The 22,181-nt window shown below is 73.1% G+C and carries 15 protein-coding genes; all 15 read left to right on the forward strand.

Annotated features, from left to right (window positions below; all coding sequences use genetic code 11):
• The first annotated feature begins 8 nt into the window (after window positions 1-8).
• The gene (locus PO78_RS04945; RefSeq protein WP_004323179.1) at window positions 9-728 is read left to right on the forward strand and encodes a CIS tube protein; all 720 of its coding nucleotides are present in this window, start codon (window positions 9-11) and stop codon (window positions 726-728) included.
• The gene (locus PO78_RS23145; RefSeq protein WP_197068731.1) at window positions 728-892 is read left to right on the forward strand and encodes a hypothetical protein; all 165 of its coding nucleotides are present in this window, start codon (window positions 728-730) and stop codon (window positions 890-892) included. Before PO78_RS04945 ends, PO78_RS23145 begins: the two co-directional genes overlap by 1 nt.
• Entirely contained in the window at window positions 879-1,928 is a 1,050-nt protein-coding gene (locus PO78_RS04950) for a phage late control D family protein (RefSeq protein WP_012585234.1), read from the forward strand. The genes PO78_RS23145 and PO78_RS04950 overlap by 14 nt, the downstream gene beginning before the upstream one ends.
• Window positions 1,929-1,941: 13 nt before the next feature.
• The gene (locus tag PO78_RS04955) at window positions 1,942-2,580 is read left to right on the forward strand and encodes a phage baseplate assembly protein V (RefSeq protein WP_043742436.1); all 639 of its coding nucleotides are present in this window, start codon (window positions 1,942-1,944) and stop codon (window positions 2,578-2,580) included.
• On the forward strand, window positions 2,574-4,226 hold the full coding sequence (locus tag PO78_RS04960) for a hypothetical protein (RefSeq protein WP_043742438.1): 1,653 nt from the start codon (window positions 2,574-2,576) through the stop codon (window positions 4,224-4,226). Before PO78_RS04955 ends, PO78_RS04960 begins: the two co-directional genes overlap by 7 nt.
• A 19-nt stretch (window positions 4,227-4,245) precedes the next feature.
• Window positions 4,246-4,635, forward strand: coding sequence for a GPW/gp25 family protein (locus tag PO78_RS04965; RefSeq protein ID WP_004323173.1), 390 nt, complete (start codon window positions 4,246-4,248; stop codon window positions 4,633-4,635).
• Between the two features lie 117 nt (window positions 4,636-4,752).
• Window positions 4,753-6,945 carry a putative baseplate assembly protein gene (locus PO78_RS04970; protein WP_043742440.1) on the forward strand — a complete coding sequence of 731 codons (2,193 nt, stop codon included), beginning with the start codon at window positions 4,753-4,755 and terminating at the stop codon, window positions 6,943-6,945.
• Window positions 6,946-6,959: 14 nt separating this feature from the next.
• Entirely contained in the window at window positions 6,960-9,389 is a 2,430-nt protein-coding gene (locus tag PO78_RS04975) for a hypothetical protein (RefSeq protein ID WP_012585232.1), read from the forward strand.
• Between the two features lie 22 nt (window positions 9,390-9,411).
• On the forward strand, window positions 9,412-10,350 hold the full coding sequence (locus tag PO78_RS04980; protein WP_004323132.1) for a hypothetical protein: 939 nt from the start codon (window positions 9,412-9,414) through the stop codon (window positions 10,348-10,350).
• Window positions 10,351-10,359: 9 nt separating this feature from the next.
• Entirely contained in the window at window positions 10,360-12,549 is a 2,190-nt protein-coding gene (locus PO78_RS04985) for a methyltransferase type 11 (RefSeq protein ID WP_043742442.1), read from the forward strand.
• A gap of 56 nt (window positions 12,550-12,605) precedes the next feature.
• Window positions 12,606-14,345: a hypothetical protein gene (locus PO78_RS04990; RefSeq protein ID WP_043742444.1), complete on the forward strand. Its 1,740-nt coding sequence runs from the start codon at window positions 12,606-12,608 to the stop codon at window positions 14,343-14,345.
• A complete protein-coding gene (locus PO78_RS04995) occupies window positions 14,342-16,234 on the forward strand; it encodes a hypothetical protein (protein ID WP_043742446.1) in 1,893 nt (630 codons plus the stop codon). The genes PO78_RS04990 and PO78_RS04995 overlap by 4 nt, the downstream gene beginning before the upstream one ends.
• A gap of 5 nt (window positions 16,235-16,239) precedes the next feature.
• Complete coding sequence (locus tag PO78_RS05000; RefSeq protein WP_052484361.1) at window positions 16,240-17,928, forward strand: hypothetical protein; 1,689 nt, start codon at window positions 16,240-16,242, stop codon at window positions 17,926-17,928.
• Window positions 17,925-19,961, forward strand: a complete 2,037-nt coding sequence (locus tag PO78_RS05005; protein ID WP_043742449.1) for an ATP-binding protein — start codon at window positions 17,925-17,927, stop codon at window positions 19,959-19,961. The genes PO78_RS05000 and PO78_RS05005 overlap by 4 nt, the downstream gene beginning before the upstream one ends.
• Window positions 19,958-22,181 (forward strand): eCIS core domain-containing protein (locus PO78_RS05010; RefSeq protein WP_043742451.1); only part of this gene is annotated, 2,224 nt, incomplete at its 3' end. The genes PO78_RS05005 and PO78_RS05010, both read left to right, overlap by 4 nt.

The raw sequence follows: 22,181 nt of genomic DNA on the forward strand, positions 1-22,181 counted from the left end.
ACGACGACATGCCTGCCCCGCAGATCGCCCGTGCCAAGCTGATCCCGATGAACGGCGACCAGGTCGAGACCGACGAATCGAAGCACATCGACGTCCAGTTCAACCCTGCGACGCTGCGCGTGACCCTGTCGAACACGCTGAAGGCCGACAACCGGGCAGGCAGCGGCGGCAGCGGCGCGGCGGCGCAATACATCGACAAGAGCGAATCGACCCTCGCGGTCGAGCTCGTGTTCGACACCAGCGTGGCCGCGAAGCTCGGCTCCGACGCCCGGGCGAATCGCGAGACGGTCGCCGCCGACAGCGACGTGAGGACGCTCACCAAACGTATCGCCGAAACCTTCATGAAGCCGCAGGACGCCGGGTCGAACCGCCCGCGGGCCCCCGGGCGCTGCCGTTTCCAGTGGGGCAGCTTCCAGTTCACCGGAATGCTGTCGAGCTACTCGGAGACCCTCGACTTCTTCGCGCCCGAGGGCATCCCGTTGCGCGCCACCCTGGCGCTCACCTTCAAGGAGGACCGCTACCAGTTCGCGCTCGACCCCACGGTGCGTGCAGACGCACGCCCGATGCCCGGCTTCGCTGCCGGCGGCGAAGGCCGTGATGCCGCGAGTGCCGCGCAGTCTGCCGGCCGCGATCCGCGCGACTGGCGCGTCATCGCCGAACTCAACCGCCTCGACAACCCGCGCTTCACCGTTCCGGGCGCCTTGCTGATTCCGACTGGAGGCACCTGATGCCGCTGATCATCGACGAACTCGTCGCCGAGGTGCAGGCCGAGCCGAACCCCGCGCAAGCTTCGGCCACCGAGGCGCGCCCGCCGGCCGGTCCGCCCGGCGACACCCTGCTCGACCTGCTGGCCCTGGCCCGCGAACGGGAGGCTCGCCTTGCCATCGACTAGCGCCGCGCTCCTCAGCGTCCGTCCGCGCATGCGCGTCGATGGAGACGACCGCCCCGCGCTCGGCACCGCGGTGCAGGCGCTCTCGGTGCATCTGCCCGCGAGCGGCATGGCGAGCGCCGAGGCGCGCGTGGTCAATTGGGCCGCGGGGGAAGGCGCGGCACCGGACTTCGCGTTCCAGGATCTGCGCCTGGGCAGCAGCATCGAGATCCTCCTCGGGGAGCACGCCAGCGGCGCCGTCTTCGTTGGCGAGATCACCGCGCTGGAGGAGCGTTACGGCGACGGCGCGCCGCAACTCGTGATCCTCGCCGAGGATGCGCTGCACCGGCTGGCGCGCCGGCGCGCCAGCCGGGTGTTCGAGAACCGTGGCCTGGCCGCGGTCGTCCGTGCGATCGCCGACGACGCCGGACTGCAGGCCGACGTAGGCATCGAGGTCGGCAGTGCGGACTGGCTGCAGCACAACGAAAGCGACCTCGCCTTCCTGCTGCGCGTGCTGGGCCCGCACGACATCCCGCTGCGCATCCAGGACGGGCGCCTGCACGCGCGTGCCGAGGAGGCGGACCCGGACCCGGTCCGCATCGACGCCGGAGCGAACGCGCGCCGCATCCGCATCATCGCCGACCTCAACCAGCAGCCACGGGAAGTGCTCGCACACGGCTACAACCTCGCCACCGACTCCAGCACCCAGGGCAGCAGCGCCGCACTCGCGCCCGCGCCCCCCGGACGCAGCGCCGCGACGACGCTGGCCGAGCTCGGCTGGGAGGGGCGCTCGCCACGCCCCCACCCCTTCCCGCGCACCCAGGCCGAGGCCGAATCGCTCGCACGTGGCGCGTTCCGCCGCGATGCACGACGCTTCCTCCATGGCGAGATCGTCTGCACCGGCACGCCCGAACTGGGAGTCGGGCGCGAGCTCGAACTCACCGGGGTATCGCCGCGGCTCGCCGGACGTTACCGCATCGCCGAGTGCTGGCACCACTTCGACAACACCCAGGGCCTGTCGACACGACTGCGCGTCGAACGGCCCGACTGGACCCCCTGAGGAAGCGCCCGCCATGTCGCGCCATAGCCCCGGTCCGCTGCAGGAACTGCACCTCGGCGTCGTCCTCGACAACGACGACCCGGACGACCGCGGTCGCGTGAAGCTGCACCTGGCGGCGACCGGCCTGGAGACCTGGGCCGCCGTGATGGTGCCGAGCGCGGGCGGCGGCTACGGCGTCAGCCTCCTGCCACGCGTGGGCGAACAGGTCGTGGTCGCCTTCGTCGCTCCCGACCTGCCGATCGTGCTCGGCGCGGTGTGGAGCGGTGGCGCCAGCCAGCCCGAGGACGCGCGCCCGGTCGACGAACGCTACCTCGTGCAGAGCCCTGCCGGCCTGAAGGTTCTGCTCGACGACCGGCAGCCGAGCGTGACGATCGAGACCCCGGCCGGAAACCGCCTCGTGATCACCGACCAGGGCGGTGGCAAGGTCACGATCGAACAGGGCGGCGAGCGGGTGGACATCGCGCCGGGCACGGTCAAGCTCACCGGCTCGGGGATCGTCAGCATCGAGGCCGCCCAGGTCACGATCTCCGCCGGCCTGGTCAAGGTCGACGCCGGCCTGAGCAAGTTCTCCGGCGTCGTGCAGTGCGACACGCTGATCAGCAACGCGGTGGTGTCGACGAGCTATTCGCCGGGAGCGGGGAACCTATGGTGAGCATCGATTCCGCCCTGCGCGCCGAGCGCCCGATGCGTCCCGCCCGCGGCGCCCCCTCCGCGGCTCCCCACCAGCCGCAGGTCATCGCCCCCTTCTTCGCCGGCGAAGGCGAGGGGCTGACCCTGCATCGCTACTTCGACGAGGACTTCGTCGCGCGTTTCCTCAACGACGCCCAGGCTGGCCGGCTCACCGGGACTGCCGCGCAGCCATGGTTCCGCGCCGACCGTTTCGGCCGCTTCGGCGCCGAGCCGACCCTGCGCCTGCCCCTGCACCGCTGCTTCTACCTCGTGTGCGCCGAGGTGCGCTGCATGGCCGCAGGCGGCCCCGCCTTCGATCCGCGCAAGATCCTCGGCGCCGGCCTCGTGGTGCGCCGGGTAGCGGCCGACGGCTCGGCGCAGCGCTGGATGGTCGCCGACGGCCAGCCATTGGGCTGGCGCGACGGCAGGATCCCCGATCACGACCCCGACGACGTGCACCGCCTCCGCGCGCGCGGGCTGCTGCCGGTGCGCTTCCCCGAACCGCCCTATTCCGGGGAGGAGGTCGCCCCCCTGCACACGCTGCTGGCGACCCGCCGCGACGCACGCGGAGTCGAGCGCAAGCACACCCTGCTGTGGGGCTACCTGCCGCTCTCGGGCAGCGCCCGCGTGCAGGCCGAGGCGCCGCTGCCGCAGACCGACGGCGGCGACGCCCCCGACTTCGGGCTGGAGCATGCATGGCCGCTCGGCACCCGCGACGCCAGGCCCTGGGTGGACGGCGACGGCCTCGTCGTCACCGAGGGTGTCGCCAGCGTCGGCTTCGTCGAGCTGCTGCAGACCCTGGTCGCGCAGTTCCGCATCGACGACGCCACCGACCCCGACAACGCCGGCCTGCGCACCCTGCTCGGCCAGATGCGCTTCCACCACTTCGAGGTCCGCCTCGTCGAGGGCGAAGGCTTCCCGCAACGGGTGCCGGTGTTCGGCGACACGGCACTCGACTGGCTGGACCGCAGCGCGGCGGCCCTGGTCGAGTTCTTCGCCCGCATCGACCGCGGCGAGTTCGTCGCCGGCCGCACCGCGCTGCCCGACGGCACGGGCGGAAGCCGCAAGGACCGCCTGCTGCTCTCCGAACAGCAGGCCGAGAACCTGCGCAGCCTGGTCGGGCTGCGCCTGGCGCGCGCCCAGGTGCGCTTCGACGACGGCCTGCCGATGCCGCGCTACGGCCAGGGCGACGACGACCGCTTCACCGCCCTGCCCTTCATCCGCTGGCACGACGAGTGCGGTTGCGAGCGCGTCGCCTGGGGCCCGGCCAGCCACGTCTTCCGCGTCGCCTCGCCCTTCGACCCCGAGGCGCAGCGTCCGACCACGGTGGTCCTGCCCGCGCTCGACGACCTCAAGCGCGGGCTTCCGCGCGGCGTGGCGATGCTGGCGCCCAAGTCGCTCGCCGACGTGCTGCGCAAGATCAGTCCGGACGCCGACATGAAGGGCGACGGCCCGGGCAACCGCAGCGGCGCGTGCTGGAGCTTCAGCTTCAGCCTGCCGGCGATCACGCTGTGCGCGACCATGCTGCTGATGGTCGTGATCAACCTGCTGAACCTCTTCCTCGGCTGGCTGCCGCGGGTATTCCTCGCGCTGCCGCGCCTGTGCCTGAAGGCGCTCCGGGGCAAGTGAGACCAACGAGGAGACCGCGATGCCGACCCCGGAGTCCCTGCTCACGAGCTTCCCCCTCCTCGCCAGCCCGGTCGCTGGTGGCCGCCAGCACTGGCAGACCGGCAACGCGAGCGTGCGCGAAGTGATGCTCAACATCCTGCTGACCCGCCCCGGCGAGCGCCTGATGCGGCCCGAGTTCGGCGCCGGCATCCGCAGCTTCATCCACCACCCCAACAACGAGACCACGCGCGCGCTGATCGCCGACGCCGCGCTGCGCGCGCTGCGGCGCTGGGAACCGCGCGTGAGCATCGAGGCGGTGCGCGCCGTGGCCGACCCCGAGCGCCTGTCGCAGGTGAACCTCGAGGTGCGCTACCGGCTGCTTGCCGACGAGCGGCGCGAGACGCTGCAACTGGCGCTGGACCTGGGATGACTGCCATGCACGCCGCACGCCGGTCGATCGCCCCCACCCCGTCTCGACGCCGCCAGGCGAAGGGTGCTGCCTTCGCCCACGCCCGCCGCGCACCCGAATCCTGAGGGAACCGAACAAATGTCGCCCCCCAAGCCGTTCCCCGTCCCCGACCTTGACGACCGCCGCTTCGACGAACTCGTCGCCGAACTGCAGGCACGCCTCGCGCGCCACGTGCCGGAACTCGCCCCGCTCGCGCCCGGCGACCCGGTGTTCGCGCTGGTGGATCTGTTCGCCTGGCTCACCGAAACCATCCTTTATCGCGCCAACCGCATTCCGGACCGCCAGCGCCTGGCCTTCCTCAACCTGCTGCAGATTCCCCTGCGCCCGGCACGCCCGGCGAGCGGCATCGTCAGCATCGACTCGACCGCGCACGCGCTGCCGCTGCCGATTCCACCCGAGGCGCTGCTCAAGGCGGGGACGACGAGTTTCTCGACCATTGGCGAGGTGCAGCCCACGCCACTCACCCTGCGCATCGTCGTCAAGCGCAGGCTCGACGAGGCCGCGCTTGCCGCCGAGGGCATCAGCCTCGACCAGTTGCGCGCGCAGTACGGGGTAGAGCCGGCCGCCTTCCGGCCGGTGACGCTGCACCCCGGGCGCGACCGGCCGAGCGCCGCCGGGACCTGCGACGGCGCACTGCATCTGGGCATCTGCCTCGCCAGACCAGCCCCGGCGACGCAGGCCGAACGCGTGCGCCGGGCACTCGGTGGCGTCCTCCTGAACGTCGGGCTGGCGCCGGACACGGAGCAGGAGGGCGGGCTCGCCACCGGCCTGCGTGCGCGCAGGCTGACGTGGGAGCTGGCATGGTGGCCCGAGCCCGAAGATACACCGCAAAGGGTGCAGTACCTCCCGCTCGAAGTCGTCGCCGACAGTTCGGCGGGCGGACGCAGGACCGGCGTCGCACGTCTCCGCCTGCCGCGCGACGCGGAGATGCTGCGCGCGACGAGCGCCCTCGATCCCCAGTTCGCCGGACTCGGCGACACGCCGCCCGAGGCACCCGCCGACCTGCGCCCCGATCAGCTTCTGTTCTGGCTGCGCCTGTCCTGCGCGGAGGAGCCCGATCTCACGCTCGGCTACCTCGGCCTCAACGCGGTCGAGGTGATCGGCCAGGGCATCGCGCGCGACGTCCTGCTCGGCGCCGGCACCGGCCGTCCCGACCAGCGCCTCGAACTGCCCGACCCGGACGTGGATGAGCGCAGCGTCGAGATCGAGGTGGAGGCCCGACGGGCCTTTCGCGCCTGGACCCGGGTCGCCCATTTCGCCGGCAGCGGTCCCGACGACACCGTCTTCGTCGTCGACTCCGCCGACCGCAGCGTGCACTTCGGCGACGGCGTCCGCGGCATGCGTCCGCCCGCCGGGGCCCGCATCCGCGCCGCCTTCTACCGCCACGGCGGCGGCAGCGGCGGAAACCTTCCACCCGGCAGCATCCGGGAACTCCATGGCGCGAGCGAAAAGCTCGCGGTACGCCACGAGTGGCCGACCCGCGGCGGCGTCGACGCCGAGTCGCTGGACGAAGCCGAGCGCCGCATCCCGGCCTTCCTGTCCCACCGCGACCGGGCAGTCACGGCGGAGGACTTCGCCGTGCTCGCGCGCGACAACCCGATCAACCCGGTCGCGCGCGCCGAGGCCGTGGCAGGATTCTTCCCCGGCGCAAGCCTCGCCGCGGTGCGGCGCAACGTCCCCGGCGTCGTCAGCGTATTCGTGATGCCGCCGGCACCGCAGGCGATGGCGGCCGCACCGCGTCCGAACGCCGGGCTGCTCGCGGACGTGCACGCGTACCTCTCGGCGCGCTGCATGCTCGGCACCGAGCTCTACGTGCTTTCGCCACGCTTCGTACCGATCGCGCTCGCACTCTCGCTCGAGGTGGTCGATCCGACGAGCGAGCAGCAGGTCCATGCGGAGGTCGAGCGCGCCCTGCTGCGCTACCTGTGGGCCTTGCCGCCGGGTGGGCCGCGCGGTGCGGGCTGGCCACGCGGCAAGGCCGTCGAGATCAACGAGCTGCGCACCCAGGCCGGGCGCGTCGAGGGCGTGGAGGCGGTCAATGCGCTGCGCCTCTTCTACCGGACGACGGAGCAGGACCCGCCGAGCTGGCGCGAGCTCACCGGTGCGCAGGCACTTACGCTGCTCGACTTCGAACTCCCCGAGCTGATGGCGGTCTCCATCCGCCCCGGCGAGGACCGCCCCGCCCCGCCGCGCGGCTTCGGACCCGAGGCGGGCGCGGCAGCGGACGGCCCGCGCCCGGTGCCGGTACCGGTGATTCCGGATCTGTGCTGATCGAGGCCACGTCCATGAACAGCAACGGCACCCGCTTCCTGCTCCTCGACGGCGCGGCCGACTTCCACAACACAAGCCGGCAATGCAGCTGGGACCACGAGCAGCGCGCCTTCACGCTGACCCGCCAGGACGCCCCGCGCCTGCCACGCCTGGCGGCCGCGCGCGCACGCGAGCGCCTGCTCGCGGCGACGCCCTGGATGCTCGACGAGCACGGCCAGCTCGGTCGCCTGTCGGACGACGGCCTGCGCCTGGAGTGCGCGCCGTCCTGGCCGCCACGCACCTGGCAGCCGGTGCGCGCCACGCTCGACGAAACGCACGCCGATGCCTCCGCCCTCGAGGTGCTGGTGCTCGATCCGGTCGATGCGCCGGCGGGCCGCTTCACCGACCTCGCCTTCGGCGGCAGCGGCCTGGTCGTGCTGCCGTGGAGCGACGGTGGCGTACAGCATGGTCTCACCGCGGTGCATCTGCGCCGGCGCTGGCAGGCCCGCTGCGCGCTGCCCTTCGCGCCGCGCCGCGCCTGGGTCGAGGCCGCCAGCGGCACCGACCGCGTGTGGCTGCTCGGCGAGACGCAGCTGGGCCTCGCCGTGGGGGCGCCCCTGCCGCAGCCCTACCGCGGCCGCCCCGAGCGCTTCGAGCCGCTGCAGACCAATCCCGATCCGCTGCGCCTGGCGTGGACGCTGGCCCTGCCGCCCCACGGCGGGCTGCTCGGGCTGTGCACCGACGAAGACCATCTCTTCGTGCTCGGCGAAACCCCCGACAGCACGGCGGACGCCCCGCGCATGCAGATCTTCATGCGTGCGCTCGGCGCCGCACCGGGCGAGGGCTTCGACATCCGGCGCCTGCCGGACGGGCTGCCGCTCGCGACCGACCTCGCCGCGGCCGGCGAGGGCCGGCTCCTGCTCCTGCCGCCCATCGACGAAGGCGCGGAACCTGGAACGCGGCGCGACTGCCCGCTCATCTCCTTGCGCGAGGACGCGCCCACCGCAGAGTTGGTGCCCGAGCGCTGGCCGCGCCGTCCCGCCGCAGCGCTGCCCGCCGCGGACCGCTTCGTGCGACACCGCGACGGCCGGCCACGCGCCCTGAGCGCAGACGGCCCGGTCCGGCTCTACCGCCTCGCGCAGGCCCGCTTCGCGCCCAACGGCACGGTCACGCTGAGCACGCCGCTCGACTCGGCGATGCCCGACACGCTGTGGGACCGCATCTTCATCGACGCCTGCATCCCCCCCGGCTGCCGGATCGATTTCGCCGTGCAGGCAGGCGACGACCGCGAGAACCTGCCCGCGGAGTGGATCGCGCAGCCGCAGCCGGTGCTGACCGCGGTGTCGTCGGAGCTACCCTTCGCGTCCGGGCGCGCACCCGGGAGTGGGGATCACGCAGATCGTTCCGGCCTGTTCGAGCTGCTGATCCAGCGCGCCAGCGGCGCGGTGCGCGAGGTGCGCGGGCGCTACCTGCGCCTGCGCATCACGATGCACGGCGACGGCCGCCACAGCCCGGCGATCTTCGCGCTGCGCGTGCAGTACCCGCGCTTCTCCTGGCAGACCCACTACCTCCCCGAGCATTTCCAGCAGCAGGAGCGTCCGCTCGCGAGCGCGGAGGCCAACCAGGCAGAGGCGAACGGCGCCGACTTCCGCGAGCGTCTGCTGGCGAGTTTCGAGGGTCTGCTGACCCCGATCGAGGACCGCATCGCCGCAGCCGAGATCCTGCTCGACCCCGCGGTCGCGCCCGTGGCGCACCTGCCCGGCCTCGCCGCGATGCTCGGCACCACGCTGCCGCCCCACTGGCCGGAAGCACGCCGCCGGCGCTGGCTGGGCGCGCAGGGCATGCTTCAGCAGAGCCACGGCAGCTACCGCGGCCTGCTGCTCGCGCTCGACATCCTCACCGATGGAGCGGTGGCGCGGGGCGCGGTGATCCCGGTCGAGCACTTCCGCCTGCGCCGCACGATGGCGACGATCCTCGGTGTGGACATGGATGACCGCGACCACCCGCTGACCCTGGGCACCGGTCTTTCCGGCAACAGCCTCGTCGGTGACAGCCTGATCCTGTCCGACGACCTCGCCCGCGAGTTCCTCGCCCTCTTCGCCCCGGAGGTTGCCGAAGCGAAGGGCGAGGCCGCGGTGGTCGAACGCTTCTTCGAAGAAGCCGCGCGGCGCATGACGGTGATCCTGCACGGACCGGCGCGACGGCTCGCAGCCGTCGTGCGCGACGCCCTGCCCGCGCTCGTGCCCGCGACCGTGCAATGGGCGATCCGCAGCAGCGAGCACCCCTTCGTGCCGGGTCTGTCGCCGCTGCTGGGCATCGACACCTGGCTGGAAGCCTCGCCACCAGCGCGGCCCGTGGTGCTCGACCGCACACGGCTGGGTCGCGGTGACCTGCTGCACAACCCGGTCGCCCTCGACCCCGAGCACGCCGTGCCGATCGACGCGACCGTCCTGGACGCACCGTGAAGGACAACACAGGAGAAGGGCCATGAGCGAGCCCGACGACAAGCGCGACACGAGCCTCGCCAGCGACGGCCGCTTCGAGGAAATGCTGAAGCGCGTGAACTACGCACCCGGCATGCTGCTCGGCATCGAGGCGACGCTTGCCGAACAGGATTACCACCGCCGCCGCGCCACCCGCCACGGCTACTGGCTGCATGGCGCCGGCACCGTCGCGGGTCTGCGCGTGAGCCTGCAGTCCAAGGATCCCGGCAACGACACCGAAAACGTGCGCGTGCGCCTGGTGGTGAGCCCCGGGATCGGCGTCGACGGCCTCGGACGCGAGCTGAGCGTGGCCGAGCCCTACTGCGTCGATCTCGGCGCCTGGCTCACCACCCAGCACGAGGAGCCCGAGCGCTGGAACGCGCTGATCCGCGACGGCTACGCCGCAGACGACAACCTGCTGTGGCTCAAGGTCACGATGCGCTATCAGGACTGCGCGAGCGGCCTGCAGCCGGTGCTCGCAACCGAGCTCAACGCGGGCACCGATCCGGTGCAGCCGAGCCGCGTCGCCGACTGCGTGCTGTTCGAGCTCGTCGCCGAGCGCCCCGACGACGCTCCGGCCGAGGAGCACCTCTTTGCCGCCCACGCACGCATCCGCCCCTACGACGAGATCGAGGACAAGCTGGGCGAGCGCGAACGCGCCCAGGTCGAGGCCGCCACCGGCGGCGCGCGCGCGCAGCTCGAGCTCGGCGCCCGCCTGCTGCATTCGCTAGGCGACGACAACCGGGCCCTGGTCGCACGCCAGGCCTTCCTGACCGACCCGGCCGCACTCGCTCGCACCCTGCTCGCGCGCATTGCGATCCGCCTCGCGCCGCCCGCGCCCGATCCCGACCTGATCGTCAATCCGCGCCGTATCGAGATCGACAACCTCGTGCGCCCCTTCCTCTTCAACGCCGTCGCGCTTGCTCGCCTGATCCGCGCCTAAGGAACCGCCATGGCCAACATCCACTTCACCCCGCTCCGGATCGGCACGAGCAACGCCGCCGGCGAGCGCATCTCCAGCGTCGATCCCCTGCTGTCGCGCACGAACTACTTCGACGGCCAGCTCCTGAAGGCGGCCGACCTTGCACGCGACCAGATCTACCTCGACGAACGCCTGCTCGAGCTCGGCCAGGTCTTCGGCGCCGGCATCGTGCGCGGCCTCGAACCCAGCCTGCATTCGGGCCACCTGCTGGAAGTCTCTCCCGGGATCGCGATCGCGCCCTCGGGCCGCGTGCTGCAACTCTCGAACACCGCGCTGAGGATCGACCTGCTCGACAGCGGCCTGATCGCGACCCTCAACGACGGCCGCTTCCGCGGCCCCGCACGCGGCCTACACGCCCTCGCGCTGACCCACACCCAGGTCGTCGATGGCGTCGCCGAGGCCTTCCCCAAGGACCTCTCCACCGCGCGGGTTCCCCATGTCGCGGCATGGGCCGAGGGCGTCGAGCTGCGCCTGATGCCGCTGCCGCTGCCGCTGCCACGCCAGGACGAGATCGCCGTGCGCGCCAGCCTCGCGCGCGAGCTGCTCTCCGGTGGCGAGCGCCTCGCGCTGCCCTCGGACGACGCCGTCGCGCTCGGCCTCATCGCGGTCGAGCGCGGACGGATCCTGTGGCTCGACCGCGGCCTGCTGCGCCGGCCGCAGCGCCCGCCGAACACCCCCGACGCGATCCAGCAGGACCTCGCCACGCATTATCAGGAGCTGATGCAGGCCGTGCTCGCGGCGCGCCGCAGCGCCGGCCTGCGCGGAGCCTTCGCGGCCGGCCAGTATTTCCGCGTGCTCCCCCCCTGGGGGCCGCTGCCGCAGGAAGCGATCGACCCGGTCGGCGGCCGCCAGCAGTTCTTCCCGCAGGATTACGAGGTCGCCATCGCCCCGGTGCGGCGCAGCGAGCTCGCCGCCGTGCTCGCCGACTCCGCCCGGCTCGCACCGATCGACCTCGAACGCGACGCCGACTGCGACGTGATGGTGCTCGTGCCGATGAGCGACAGCGCCTTCGCGCTGCGCGCCCGCCAGCTAGAGGCACCGGCCGAGTTCCGCCCGCGCGCCCTCGGGCGGCTCGCCAACCTCGACCGCCTCGCCCTGCGCATCCTCCCGCGCCCGCCGATCCACCGCGTGGACACCGACGCGGACGTGTGGCGCGCGATCTGGGCCGAAGCGGATCCGGCCGAGCTGATGTACGTACGCCGCCCGCCGCGCACCGCGGAAACCGGGGTGAGCGCGCTGGTACTCGCCCTCGGGGCGAGCCTGCCGCCGCCCGGCAGCGCGCTGCCGCCCGACGCCGCAGCACTCGAGGAACGGCTCGATGCGGCCCTCGAAGCGGTCGACGCCGCCGCGCAGGCGCGCACCACGCTCGAGAACGAGGCGGCGCGCCTGAGGCTGCACATCGCAGAGCTCGAGAAGGCCCTCGCCGCAACCGGCACCGACTTACCTGACGACCTGCTCGCGGAGGTGGAGCGCCTCGGGCTCGCGCTCGAGACGGCCCGCAAGGAGATCGCCGCGCTCGAGGCCGAAGACCGCAACGCCGCCATCCTCGCCAACGCGCTCGAGGCGGCGAGCGACCGGATCGACGCGCTGAAGCTCGCGCTCGACGCCGCCAATGCCGAGATCGAGCGCCTGAAGACCGCCAGCGCCCCGGTCGATGAGACCCTCGAGGCGCGCATCGAGGAGCTCGTCGCCGCACTCGGCAGCGAGCGCACCCGGGCGGCCACACTGGAACAGGAACGCACGGCGCTCTCCACCCGGCTCGCGGTCGCGGAGGCCACCATCGGCAGGCTCGAGCGCGAGGCTGCGCAAGCCGGCGACCTCGCCACCCAGCTTCCCCTCGCGCTGCTCGCACAGGCCCGCGGCGCGGACGACGCCGGCATCAAGGCCGCGACCGGCGCCGACAAGCTGATCGGCGCCGACGCGCGGGCGCGCATCGCCGCAGTGCAGATCGTGGGCATGGCGGACCGCCGCCTCGACCCCGCGCTGTGGCCGACCCTGCCAGCGCTGGCGCGACTCGACCCCGCCGTCTTCGTGAAGCTTCGCGACCACTTCCTCGCCGCGGCCGGTCAGCTCGATCTTGCGAAGTTCTTCCTCGAGGAAGGCCCCGGCCTCGGTCTTTCCGGTGCGCTCCTCGAACTCTGGAAACGCGTCCTCGGCTGACGACCATGGACACTCCGGGCGCCGCATCCCGAACCCACACGAGGCGTTGAGCAATCATGGCCACCCTGTCCTTCATCCCGCCCGGCCTCCTCGCCGCGCTCGCGTCGCGACCGGCCGCGGCCCTGCTGCCCCGCACGCCACCGTCCATCCGCCTGCACGAGCCGCAGCGACGCCCGGACGACCCGCGCCGGATCAACCTCTTCCCCGGGCGGGCGCTCGGCGAGCGCGAGTTCGAGCGCCTGCAGGCCTACGTCGACGATCGCATCGCACCGTTGCTGGCGAGCCTCGCGCCAGGCATCGTCGAGGGCCTGGCGTGCGCGCTCTTCGGCACCGGCACCGACACCCGCGTACGCGTCGGGCCTGGCCTCGCCGTCGGCGCGGCCGGCCAGCTCGTACGCCTGTTCTACCCGCTCGACCAGGCATGGAGCGAGCTCGTCGCCCAGGCCGAGCGCGACCAGGACGCCCCGCTGCGCGACGGCCTCTTCCTGCTCACCATCCGCAGCGCGGTCGAGGAGATCGACGATGCGACCGCAGCGGAACCCTGCACCCGCAGCGAACCGGATCCGCTGCGCGAGCGCCGCATCGAGACGGTCAGCCTGCTGGGCCTGCAGCGCATCGCGGGCAGCCCGCGCATGATGGCGATGCCGCAGGCGCGCGCCGCCAACCGCATCGGCGTCCGCCTGCTGCGCGAATCGCCCTTCCGCACGGACTCGGGGGGCGTGCCGCTCGGACTCGCGAAGATCGTCGGCAAGCTGCCGGTCTGGTTCGACGCGTGCGCCGGACGCCTGCTCGCCGAGCCGGATGCGGCCGCCCATAGCCTGCTCGCCCATGCCGTCGCCACGCTCGAGACCTGGCAGCGCGCGCATCCCGCCCCCCTCCCCGCGGTGGCGACGCAGACGCTCGACGAACTCCTCGGGCTCGATTTCCTTCCCGCTGCCGGCCCGCTCCCGGCCGCGCTGCTGCGCGACCCCGCCGCGCGGAGCCCGAGCCTCGCCTTCTTGCCTGGCGACCTGCGCGTCGAGCTCGCGCCGGTGCCGGCGGGCACCGTGGAGGAGGTGGTCGTCGGCGAGCTCGGGCGCGGTCCCGTCGACCTGATCCACGGGCTCGGCGAACATCTCCGCCTGTTGCTGGCAATCCCCGATCTCGACTACCGCCGCGACCTCTTCGACCTGCCACAGCGCGACACCCGGCTCGAAGACGAACTGTTCCGCCGCGGCGAACGCGCGGCGCACGCCTACCAAGCGTGGAAGGCGCGGTGGTATGCGCTCTTCCACGGTCTGAGCGGCGCCCAGCTGGAGGCGCTGCGCGCGCCGGTGCTGCTCACCAAGGCTCCCCCCGAGCCCGGGCAATACCGCACGAAGCTGGTCACCGACCGCGCGAAGACGCTGCGGCCCGCTCCGCAGGGCACGACGTCCCATCCCCTCGCGGACCTCGCCACGGAGGGCACGGCAGCGCTGCCCGAACCCTACGCCAGCCACCTCGCCGACCCCCACCCCGCCCCGGACGACTACCAGCCCGTCCCCGACATCCAGCCCGCCGGCAACGGCCTGCTGCACCGGCGCGAGGCGCTGCGCGCCGACATCCGCCACCTCGAGGCCGCGCTCGACAAGAGCTTCCGCCTGCTCGAGGAGGTCGGCGACTTCCTCGGCCTGCAGCGCCAGCAACTCGACGCGCTGACGGTGTCGTTCAGCACGCTTGCGGGCGGCGTACCGGGCGACGGCCTCGGTTCGCAGCTCGTCAGGTGGACGGCGAAGGCGAACTTCGTGCCCAAGCCCCCCACGGAGAACCCGTCATGAGCGACATCCTCAAGCGCTTCACCACCGACGCGAGCGCATTCACCGAACTCAAGTTCGTGGACGCGAAGGGCACGGCAGCCGCGGTCGATCTCGCCGACGCGACCCGGGGCGAGGCCACGATCTCCGCCGGCATGCTGGCCGCCCTCGCCGACCTGCAGCCGAAGGCCGCGCCCGACGAGCCGCTCACCGAGCCGGTCTTCAGCAAGGCAACGAGCACCGGCAGGGGAATGCTGGCGCATGTCGAGCGGGTGCACGACAGCTTCCTCAACGTGCGTCGCGACCTCCTCGAGCTGCGCGCCAGGGCCAACGCTCGCCAGAATCAGGCGAAATCGCTCATCGACCGCGTGTGCGACTTCCTCGACGACTATCTCAAGCCGGAAGAGCTGCGCCGGCTCGGCGTCATCGACGACGAGGCCCAGGCACGTCCCTTCCGCCTGCTCGTCGCGCCCGATCTGCACAACGCCGAGGGCGTGCTGCTGCGCCCCCGACTCGACCTCGCCCTTCCCCGCCCGGGCGAGGACGACATCGAAGGCGTCAAGCACAACGACGAATCGGCGCTCTTCCATGCCGGCAAGGTCGTTGCCGACGACATCCGCCAGGTCGAGGCGCTGCGCGGCGCCCTGACCACGCTGCGCCGCCGCCATCAGGAGGCACTCGAGGACCTGCGCACCCGCCTGGTCGCACTCGAGGCCGAGCTACCCGGCGAGCTTCGCCGGCTCGACGTCCTGGAGCGCGAACGCACCGAGACCCTGGACGACTACGCGGTTGCACAACGCCTGCTGGCCGAACACTGGCGCGAGGTCGAAGCCGCCCACGCCGAGCGCCGGCGAATCATCGAGGCTCATCAAGGCCTCTTCTACGTGAAGGTGCGCGAGACCCCGCTCGGCCGCAGCCTGCCCGACCCGCTCGAGCTGCGCCCGAGCAGCCCCGACGAGCTCGTGCCCGGCTGCGCAGGACGCGACACCGCGCTGCCGGCTGCGCTCGCGCCTTTCATCGAGGCGGTGTACGACATCCCGGCGGCCGATTGGGCACACCTGCGGCCACTCGGCCACCTGCTGCCGGGGCGCACGATCCTCGCCGGCCTGGTCGAGATGCGCCGCCAGAAGCTCGCACTGCGCCTGAACCGCCCCCCGGACGCCGGCCTCGCCTTGCTGTCCGGCCTGGTGCAGCAGAACAAGGCCCTGGTGCGCGACATCGCCGCGCGCCCCTTCAGCGCCGGCGCACTCGGCGAGTTGCAGCGCCAGGCTGGCGCGATCCTCGCCCTCGACGACCTGCTCGCGATCCCCTCGCCACAGCTGCGCGACCCGGCGCGTGCCCTGCACCAGCGCCTGGATACCGCCGCCGGCTGCCTGCTCGAGCGTCTGCGCACGATCTCTCCCTCGATCCGGCTGAACTGGGCGAGCGCGGCCGAGGCTGACCGGCTCGCCGTCGAGGCCCCCGAGCGCTGGCCCGGCCTCGCCGAGGCGGAGGAGCGCGACTTCAACGGCGTGCGCACGCTGGTCGAGCTCGTCGCCTGGTGGTTCCGCCAGCTCGATGCCGACGCCTCCGCCGCCGCGCACGGCGCGATGCGCAACCTGGTGCGCGCCTGCCTGCTGCTCGCGGCCAGCGACGACCCGCAACAGCTCGTGCAGGGCCGCCTGCAGAGCATCCCGGGGCGCTTCCGCCTCGGCGAGGCGCTGCGCCTGAAGCTCGACCGCGAGGCCGCGCCCGGCACCCTGCTCCAGCTGTTCGACGACGACCAGCGCGTGATCGCGACCCTGCGTGTCGACGACCATGACGACCAGGGCACCGTCGCCTCGGTCGCCTCCATCCTCGACCCCGAGCTCGAGCGCAACCCCGGCGCCGTGCTCGCCACGGGACTGCACATCAGCGGAGTCGATCGAGGCTGAGCCCGATGATCGCGCTCGCCGACCTCCACATCGGTCGCCTGACGCTGCGCGGCAGCGCCACGGCGATCGCGCACGCACGCGCGACCCTGCCGCCCGCACTCGCCCGCGCACGCTGGCCCGACGAGGAAGCGATCCTCGTCGTGCGGCGCATCGCCGTCGGCGGCACTGGCACCGAGCTGCCCGCGCGCGCCGCCGCGCTTGCCGGACAGCTTGCCGGCCGGGCGGTCGATCCGTGGACTCCGGGCGCCGATGGCGCCGAGGTGGTGCGCTTTCGCGACGCACGCGACTATCGCGCCTGCCTCGTTCGCGACCTCCTCGCCGGCACCGCCGCACGCCGCTGGCTATGGCGTCATCGAGCGGCCCTTCTCGCCCACCCCACCGCGACCGCGCTTGCCGAGCTGCTCGGCGAGGATGCCCTCGCACTCCCCGCGCTGCTCGAGCACCCGCCGCTGCGCGCGTGCCTGCCGACCCTGTGGTGCCGTCTCGATGCCGCCGCGGCACGCAGCCTCCTGCGCGCGATCGGGGCCGCGACCGGCTGGCACGGCGCCATCTCGGACGCGCTCGCTTCTCGTGCCGCGGAGGCGGCAGGGAGCGGCGCGGACCTCATGACGGAGGCCCAAACCCACCATGAGCGCATATCCGGAGACGAAATCCGCCCAGGCCCCGAGCCCGGCCCGTCGCCCCCGCCCACCGGGCCGGCGGCGACAAGGGCGGGTTCGCCGCGCCGGCCAGCCCCGCCCGGCGCGGCGGCGCATGGCACGCTGCCCGCCAGCGATCCGCTCGTCGTGCTGGAGGCCCTGCTCACCTTGTGGCGCTACACCCCCGCAGCGCTGGCGGGACCGCAGGGGGGCGAGGTCCTGCGCGGCGCGGCCGCAGCCCTGGCGGAACTCGGCGGCGGGCAGGATGCGGAGTCGGCGACCGCACGGGCATCCGGACCTGGTCGCGCGCGCACTGCAGGCGGGGACCTACCCGACGCCAGACGGCGGCGCGACGCCGGTGCAGGTTCGATACCCGCCGGCTCCCCCGCCTCCCGAGGGTTCGCACCCCCCGCTTCCATCCGCGTCGGAGCCTCTCCCCGCGCCATCGCTGCGGTAAACGCGCGCCCCGCCGCTCCGCCCCGGGCAGGAGCCCCGAGCGAAGTCACCGACCCGTTCGCGGCGACGGTGACGGCGACGCAGGCCGAGGTCGACTTCCACACCGGCCGCGGCGGGCTTTTTTTCCTGCTCAACGTGCTGAACCATCCGGGATTGCGCGCCTGGCGGGGCACCCTGCACGAACCCCACGCCGGCTGGCGCGAACTCGTCCGTCTCGCGCTCCGGCTCGAGCTCGCTCCCGACGCCCCGCTCACCGGCTTCCTGGCCGAGGCCTGCGCACTGGAGGGCGAGCAAGACCCCGTCGCCAAGCTTGCGGGCCTTGCGAAGCTGCCCGCGCGCGCCGATCCCGTCGCGGTCGACCGGGCCGTGCTGCGTCACGTCGGTGACGCGGCCCTGCGCGCGCTGCGCGCCGAGCGCCCCGCTCGCGTGCGCGCAAGTCCGAGCCATGTCGACGTCCACCTGCGCCTCGCCGAGGTCGACCTGGAGCTGCGTCGGGGCGGCCTCGACCTCGACCCTGGCTGGCTGCCCTGGCTAGGGCGGGTGGTGCGCTTTCATTACGACCGCAGCGATGCCGCCGATCGCGGAGGATCCTCACCATGAACGCCCCCGCCAGCCTGCGCCCGGAATCCGCCCCGGCGAGCGAGGGCGCGCGCCTGTCACGCGCCTTCGTCCATGCCGGCATCGCCGAGTTCGCCCGCCTCAGCGTCGGCGCCCCGTCCGCGGTCTTCGAGGCGCTTGCGGCGAGCCAGGGGGGCGAAGACCTCGCCACCCTGCTCGGTACCCCGCCTCAGGACTGGCGAGCCGCCTGCATCGCACTCGCGCAAGCCGCGCCGGAGCTGCACGGCCCCCTCGGGCGCCTGCTTGCCGACCTGAAGCTGCAGCTGCACGAGTGGTTCGCCATGGCGCTGTGCGGCGAGAACGAGTCGAGCTACCTGCTCAACCTGGCGCTCGCCGAGTTGCAGTCGCCCGGTGCGCTCCGCCCCGGCCTTCATCTCCTCTCCGCCGCGAGCGCGGCCTTGTTCGGCGCTCCGCTCGCGCCCCTCGCGCTGCCCAACCACCGCCTCGTGCGGGCGGGGGTCCTCGAGATCGTGGGCGAGGGGCCGATGCCCACCCGCAGCCTGGCGGTTGCCCCCGAGCTGTGGGCGCTGCTCTGCGGCGACCCCACCGCGTGGCGCGACACCGCGCCGCTCGCCGATGGCGACACCATGCTGCCGCGCGGCTTCCGCGAACAGATCCCCACGCTCGCGACCATGCTGCGCAGCGGCGCCACCCGCCACGTGATGTTCCGCGGCGCACGCGCGGCCGGACTTGCCGCCGCCGCGCGCCTGGCAGCGGCGGCGGGACGCCCGCCGCTGCAAATGGAGGCGGCGACCTGGACACGCCAGCCCGCCCTCGCCGCCGCCTGCCGCTATGCAGGCTGGCTGCCGGTGCTGACCCTCGAGCTCGGGCCCGGCGAACGCCACGTCCTTCCCGAGCATCCCGCGCTCGCCGTCCCCATGTTGCTGGTCGGCGGCCGCGACGGCGCGATCGAGGCGTCCGCACTGATCGAGATCGACCTTCCCCCGCTCAGCGCCCAGGAACGCCGCGAGGCCTGGCGCGAAGCCCTCGCCAGCGAGGACGGGGACGGCAGCCCCTGCCTCGACGAGGACCGCCTGTGCAGCTTCGCCGAGCATGCGCTCCTTGACGGCCCGAGCGTGCGCACCCTCGCCGGGCGCATGCGCCTCGACGCCAGGGTGCGCGGCGAGGCGCCCGGCCTCGGCCACCTGCGCCGGGCGCGCGCCGGCTTCGGCAGCGAGCGCCTGCGCCAGCTCGCGCAGCCGGTGGCACGCGAAGTGCCCCACGATGCGCTGGTGCTGCCCGACGACCTGCTCGAGCGTTTCGCGGCCCTGGTCGCGCGCTGCCGCCAGCGCGAAACGCTCTCGGACGGCCTCGGCAGCAGTCTTGCCGAGCCGGCACGCGGCGTGCGGGCGCTGTTCTGCGGCGAGAGCGGAGCCGGCAAGACGCTCGCCGCAAGCCGGCTGGCGACCATCCTCGGCGCACCGCTCTTCCGCGTGGACCTGTCCGCGGTGATGAACAAGTACATCGGAGAGTCCGAGAAGAACCTCGGACGCCTGCTGGACGAAGCCGCGGCTCTGGACGTGATCCTGCTGATCGATGAAGCGGACGCCCTCTTCGGCCGCCGCAGCGAGGGCAAGGAGACCGGCGAGCGTTACGCCAACATGCTCACCAACTTCCTCCTCACGCGCATTGAACAGCACCCAGGCATCGTCGTGCTGACGAGCAACAATCGCGGCCGCATCGACAGCGCCTTCACCCGTCGCTTCGACGTGATCATCGATTTTCCTCCGCCGGGCGCGAACGAACGCCTGCGCCTCTGGGAGTCGCATCTCGGAGGACGCGCCCCCGACGCCGCGCTTTGCCGCCAGCTTGCCAGCTATTGCACGCTCCCCGGCGGCTACATCCGCAACGCCGTGCTGCAGGCGGCCGCGCTCGATCCGGTCGGGGACGCGGGCGCCGGCGCCCCGGCCCGCCCGATCGCCGCGGAACGGCTGGTGGCGGCGCTGCTCGAGGAGTACCGCAAGATCGGCCGCACACCTCCACCCCAGCTCCTGAACGCACGGAGTGCGCCATGAACCACCCCGCCGCCACCGCGCAACGCCTCGCGCCGGCAGACAAGACGGCTCCTGCCCACAAGTCGCCGGACAACCCCCCCGCGTCCGCGGCCACCGCTCCTGCCAGCCGACAGGACCACGCCGGCGAGGCCGTGACCGGGCGGACCCCGCAAGCCCGGCCCGGCGGCAGCGCCGCCGGCAAACGCCCGGGTGCGCCCGGCTACCTGCAGGCCCGGCTCGCCGTCAGCCAACCGCAGGACGCCGAGGAGCGCGAGGCCGACCGCATCGCGGGCGAGGTCTCCCGCGCCCTGCGCACGCCGGCCCGCAGCGCTTCCGGGCGGGAGTGCAGGGACTGCAGCGGCGAGGCTCCGCACGGGAGCCTCGAACCGGCGATCACCCCACCGCAAAAGCCGACCCTCGCCCCCAGGCTGATGCGCGAGACCCGGCCAGGAAGCGCTGCGGGGACTGCCCCTGCTTCCGCCACGAAGGGTGCGGACGCGGGCCCCCATCACGTGCCCGTCGCGACCGAACAACGCATCGCCGCACGCCGCGGCCAGGGCGCGCCCCTCGACCCCGGCCTGCGGGCACAGCTCGAGACCCGACTCGGTCGCGACCTGTCCGCGGTGCGGATCCACACCGACGCCGAAGCCGACTCGATGTGCGCCAGCATGCAGGCACGCGCCTTCACGGTCGGCAACGACGTCTATTTTTGCGCCGGCAGCTACGCCCCTGCGAGCGACACCGGCCTCGAGCTGCTCGCCCACGAGCTCGCCCACGTCGGCCAGCAGGCCGATGCCGGCGGCCCGCAGAGTGCCGCGCCCAAGCTGCAGCGCGATTTCTGGGACACGCTCTTCGGTGACAGCCGCGCACCCGTCGATCCGATGGCGGGCTGCCGTCGAGAGCTCGACGCGTCGGCGCAATGGGCGACGGCCGGCCCCTACCCTGCAGCGCCCCGGGGCATCGTCGGCGCGGGCGGCATCGGCGGCTTCGATGCCCAGTACCGTGCCGACCCGCTCGCGGGCGACGGCGTGCTCGCGATCGAGCAAGGCGTGGCCGCACAGTTCAAGGACACCCTGGTGCGGAACGCGGGCGTGATCGCGCCGCACCCCGACCTCCCCGCCACGCCGGAGATCCGCACGCTCGCCAGCCGGATGAACGCGATCCCGGTCGCCGTGGTGCGCAATGCGCTGCTCGCACGCTACCAGTGGACGCCTGCGGAGCAGGCGCCCTGGCTCGTCCGCCTGGAATCGCTGATCGAGACGACCTGGGGCGGCCGGCACAGCTTCTTCCTCAACAGGCCACGATGGAACTGGCTCGGTGCCGAAGTGCGCGTGGACCTCGACATCGGCCAGCGCGCGAAGGCGGCCACCGACCACCTCGTCGTGGAGATCTACAAGACCCCGCCAGGCGAGAGCCTGCGCAGCTTCGACATCTCGCACGAGGTCGGTTCGGGCAGCACGACCGACCCTGCCGACCAGACGATGCGGCTCGCCAGCACCACGGCCGGCCCCAAGGAGTACGACCTGCTGCGCCAGTCCGTCGAGTTCGACTACGACTCGGACGCGCTCACGGGCACCGCGATCGCAACGCTCAACGGCTTCATCGCACGCTTCAACGGTGCAGTCGGCAACGCTGCCCACCAGGAGGTGCGCGTCGAGATCGTCGGCCACACCAGCGCCGCCGGCAGCGAGCACTACAACGTCGACCTCTCGCGACGGCGCGCCGAGGCCGTGCGCACGCATCTCGAGCGCCACGGCTTCGCGAACACCGCCAACCGTGTGCACATCCGCGCGCGCGGCGAGGCCGAGGCCGATCCGACGCAGCCCCGACGCGCCAGCGACCAGCGCGCCGACCTCGTCGTCGATGGCGGCGGGCGGATGGTGACGGCGGCCCACGAGTGGGGACACGCCTTCGGCCTGGACGACGAGTACGTGACCGGCGCCACCCGCGTCGGCGACCCGGTGGACCACGACGCGATGACCCGGGCGATGACCGACGCCAACGGCGTCCATCTGCCCGGTGCGATCAAGGAACACAACGGCGGCATCATGTCCTTCGGCAACGAGGTGCGTCCGCAGCACTACGCGACCTTCCATCACGCACTCGCCAGCGTCACCGCGCAGTCGCCCTGGGCGCTGGGATTGCACAAGCCGAAATGGCAAGTTGCAATGGAATGCGGCGCCCCCTCGCCACCGGGCGACTGGCCGGTGCCGGCACCGGCCCGGCCGGTTCCCGGCGCCG

This window comes from Thauera sp. SWB20, from assembly GCF_000831325.1.
In the GTDB taxonomy this organism is placed as follows: Bacteria; Pseudomonadota; Gammaproteobacteria; order Burkholderiales; family Rhodocyclaceae; genus Thauera; species Thauera aminoaromatica.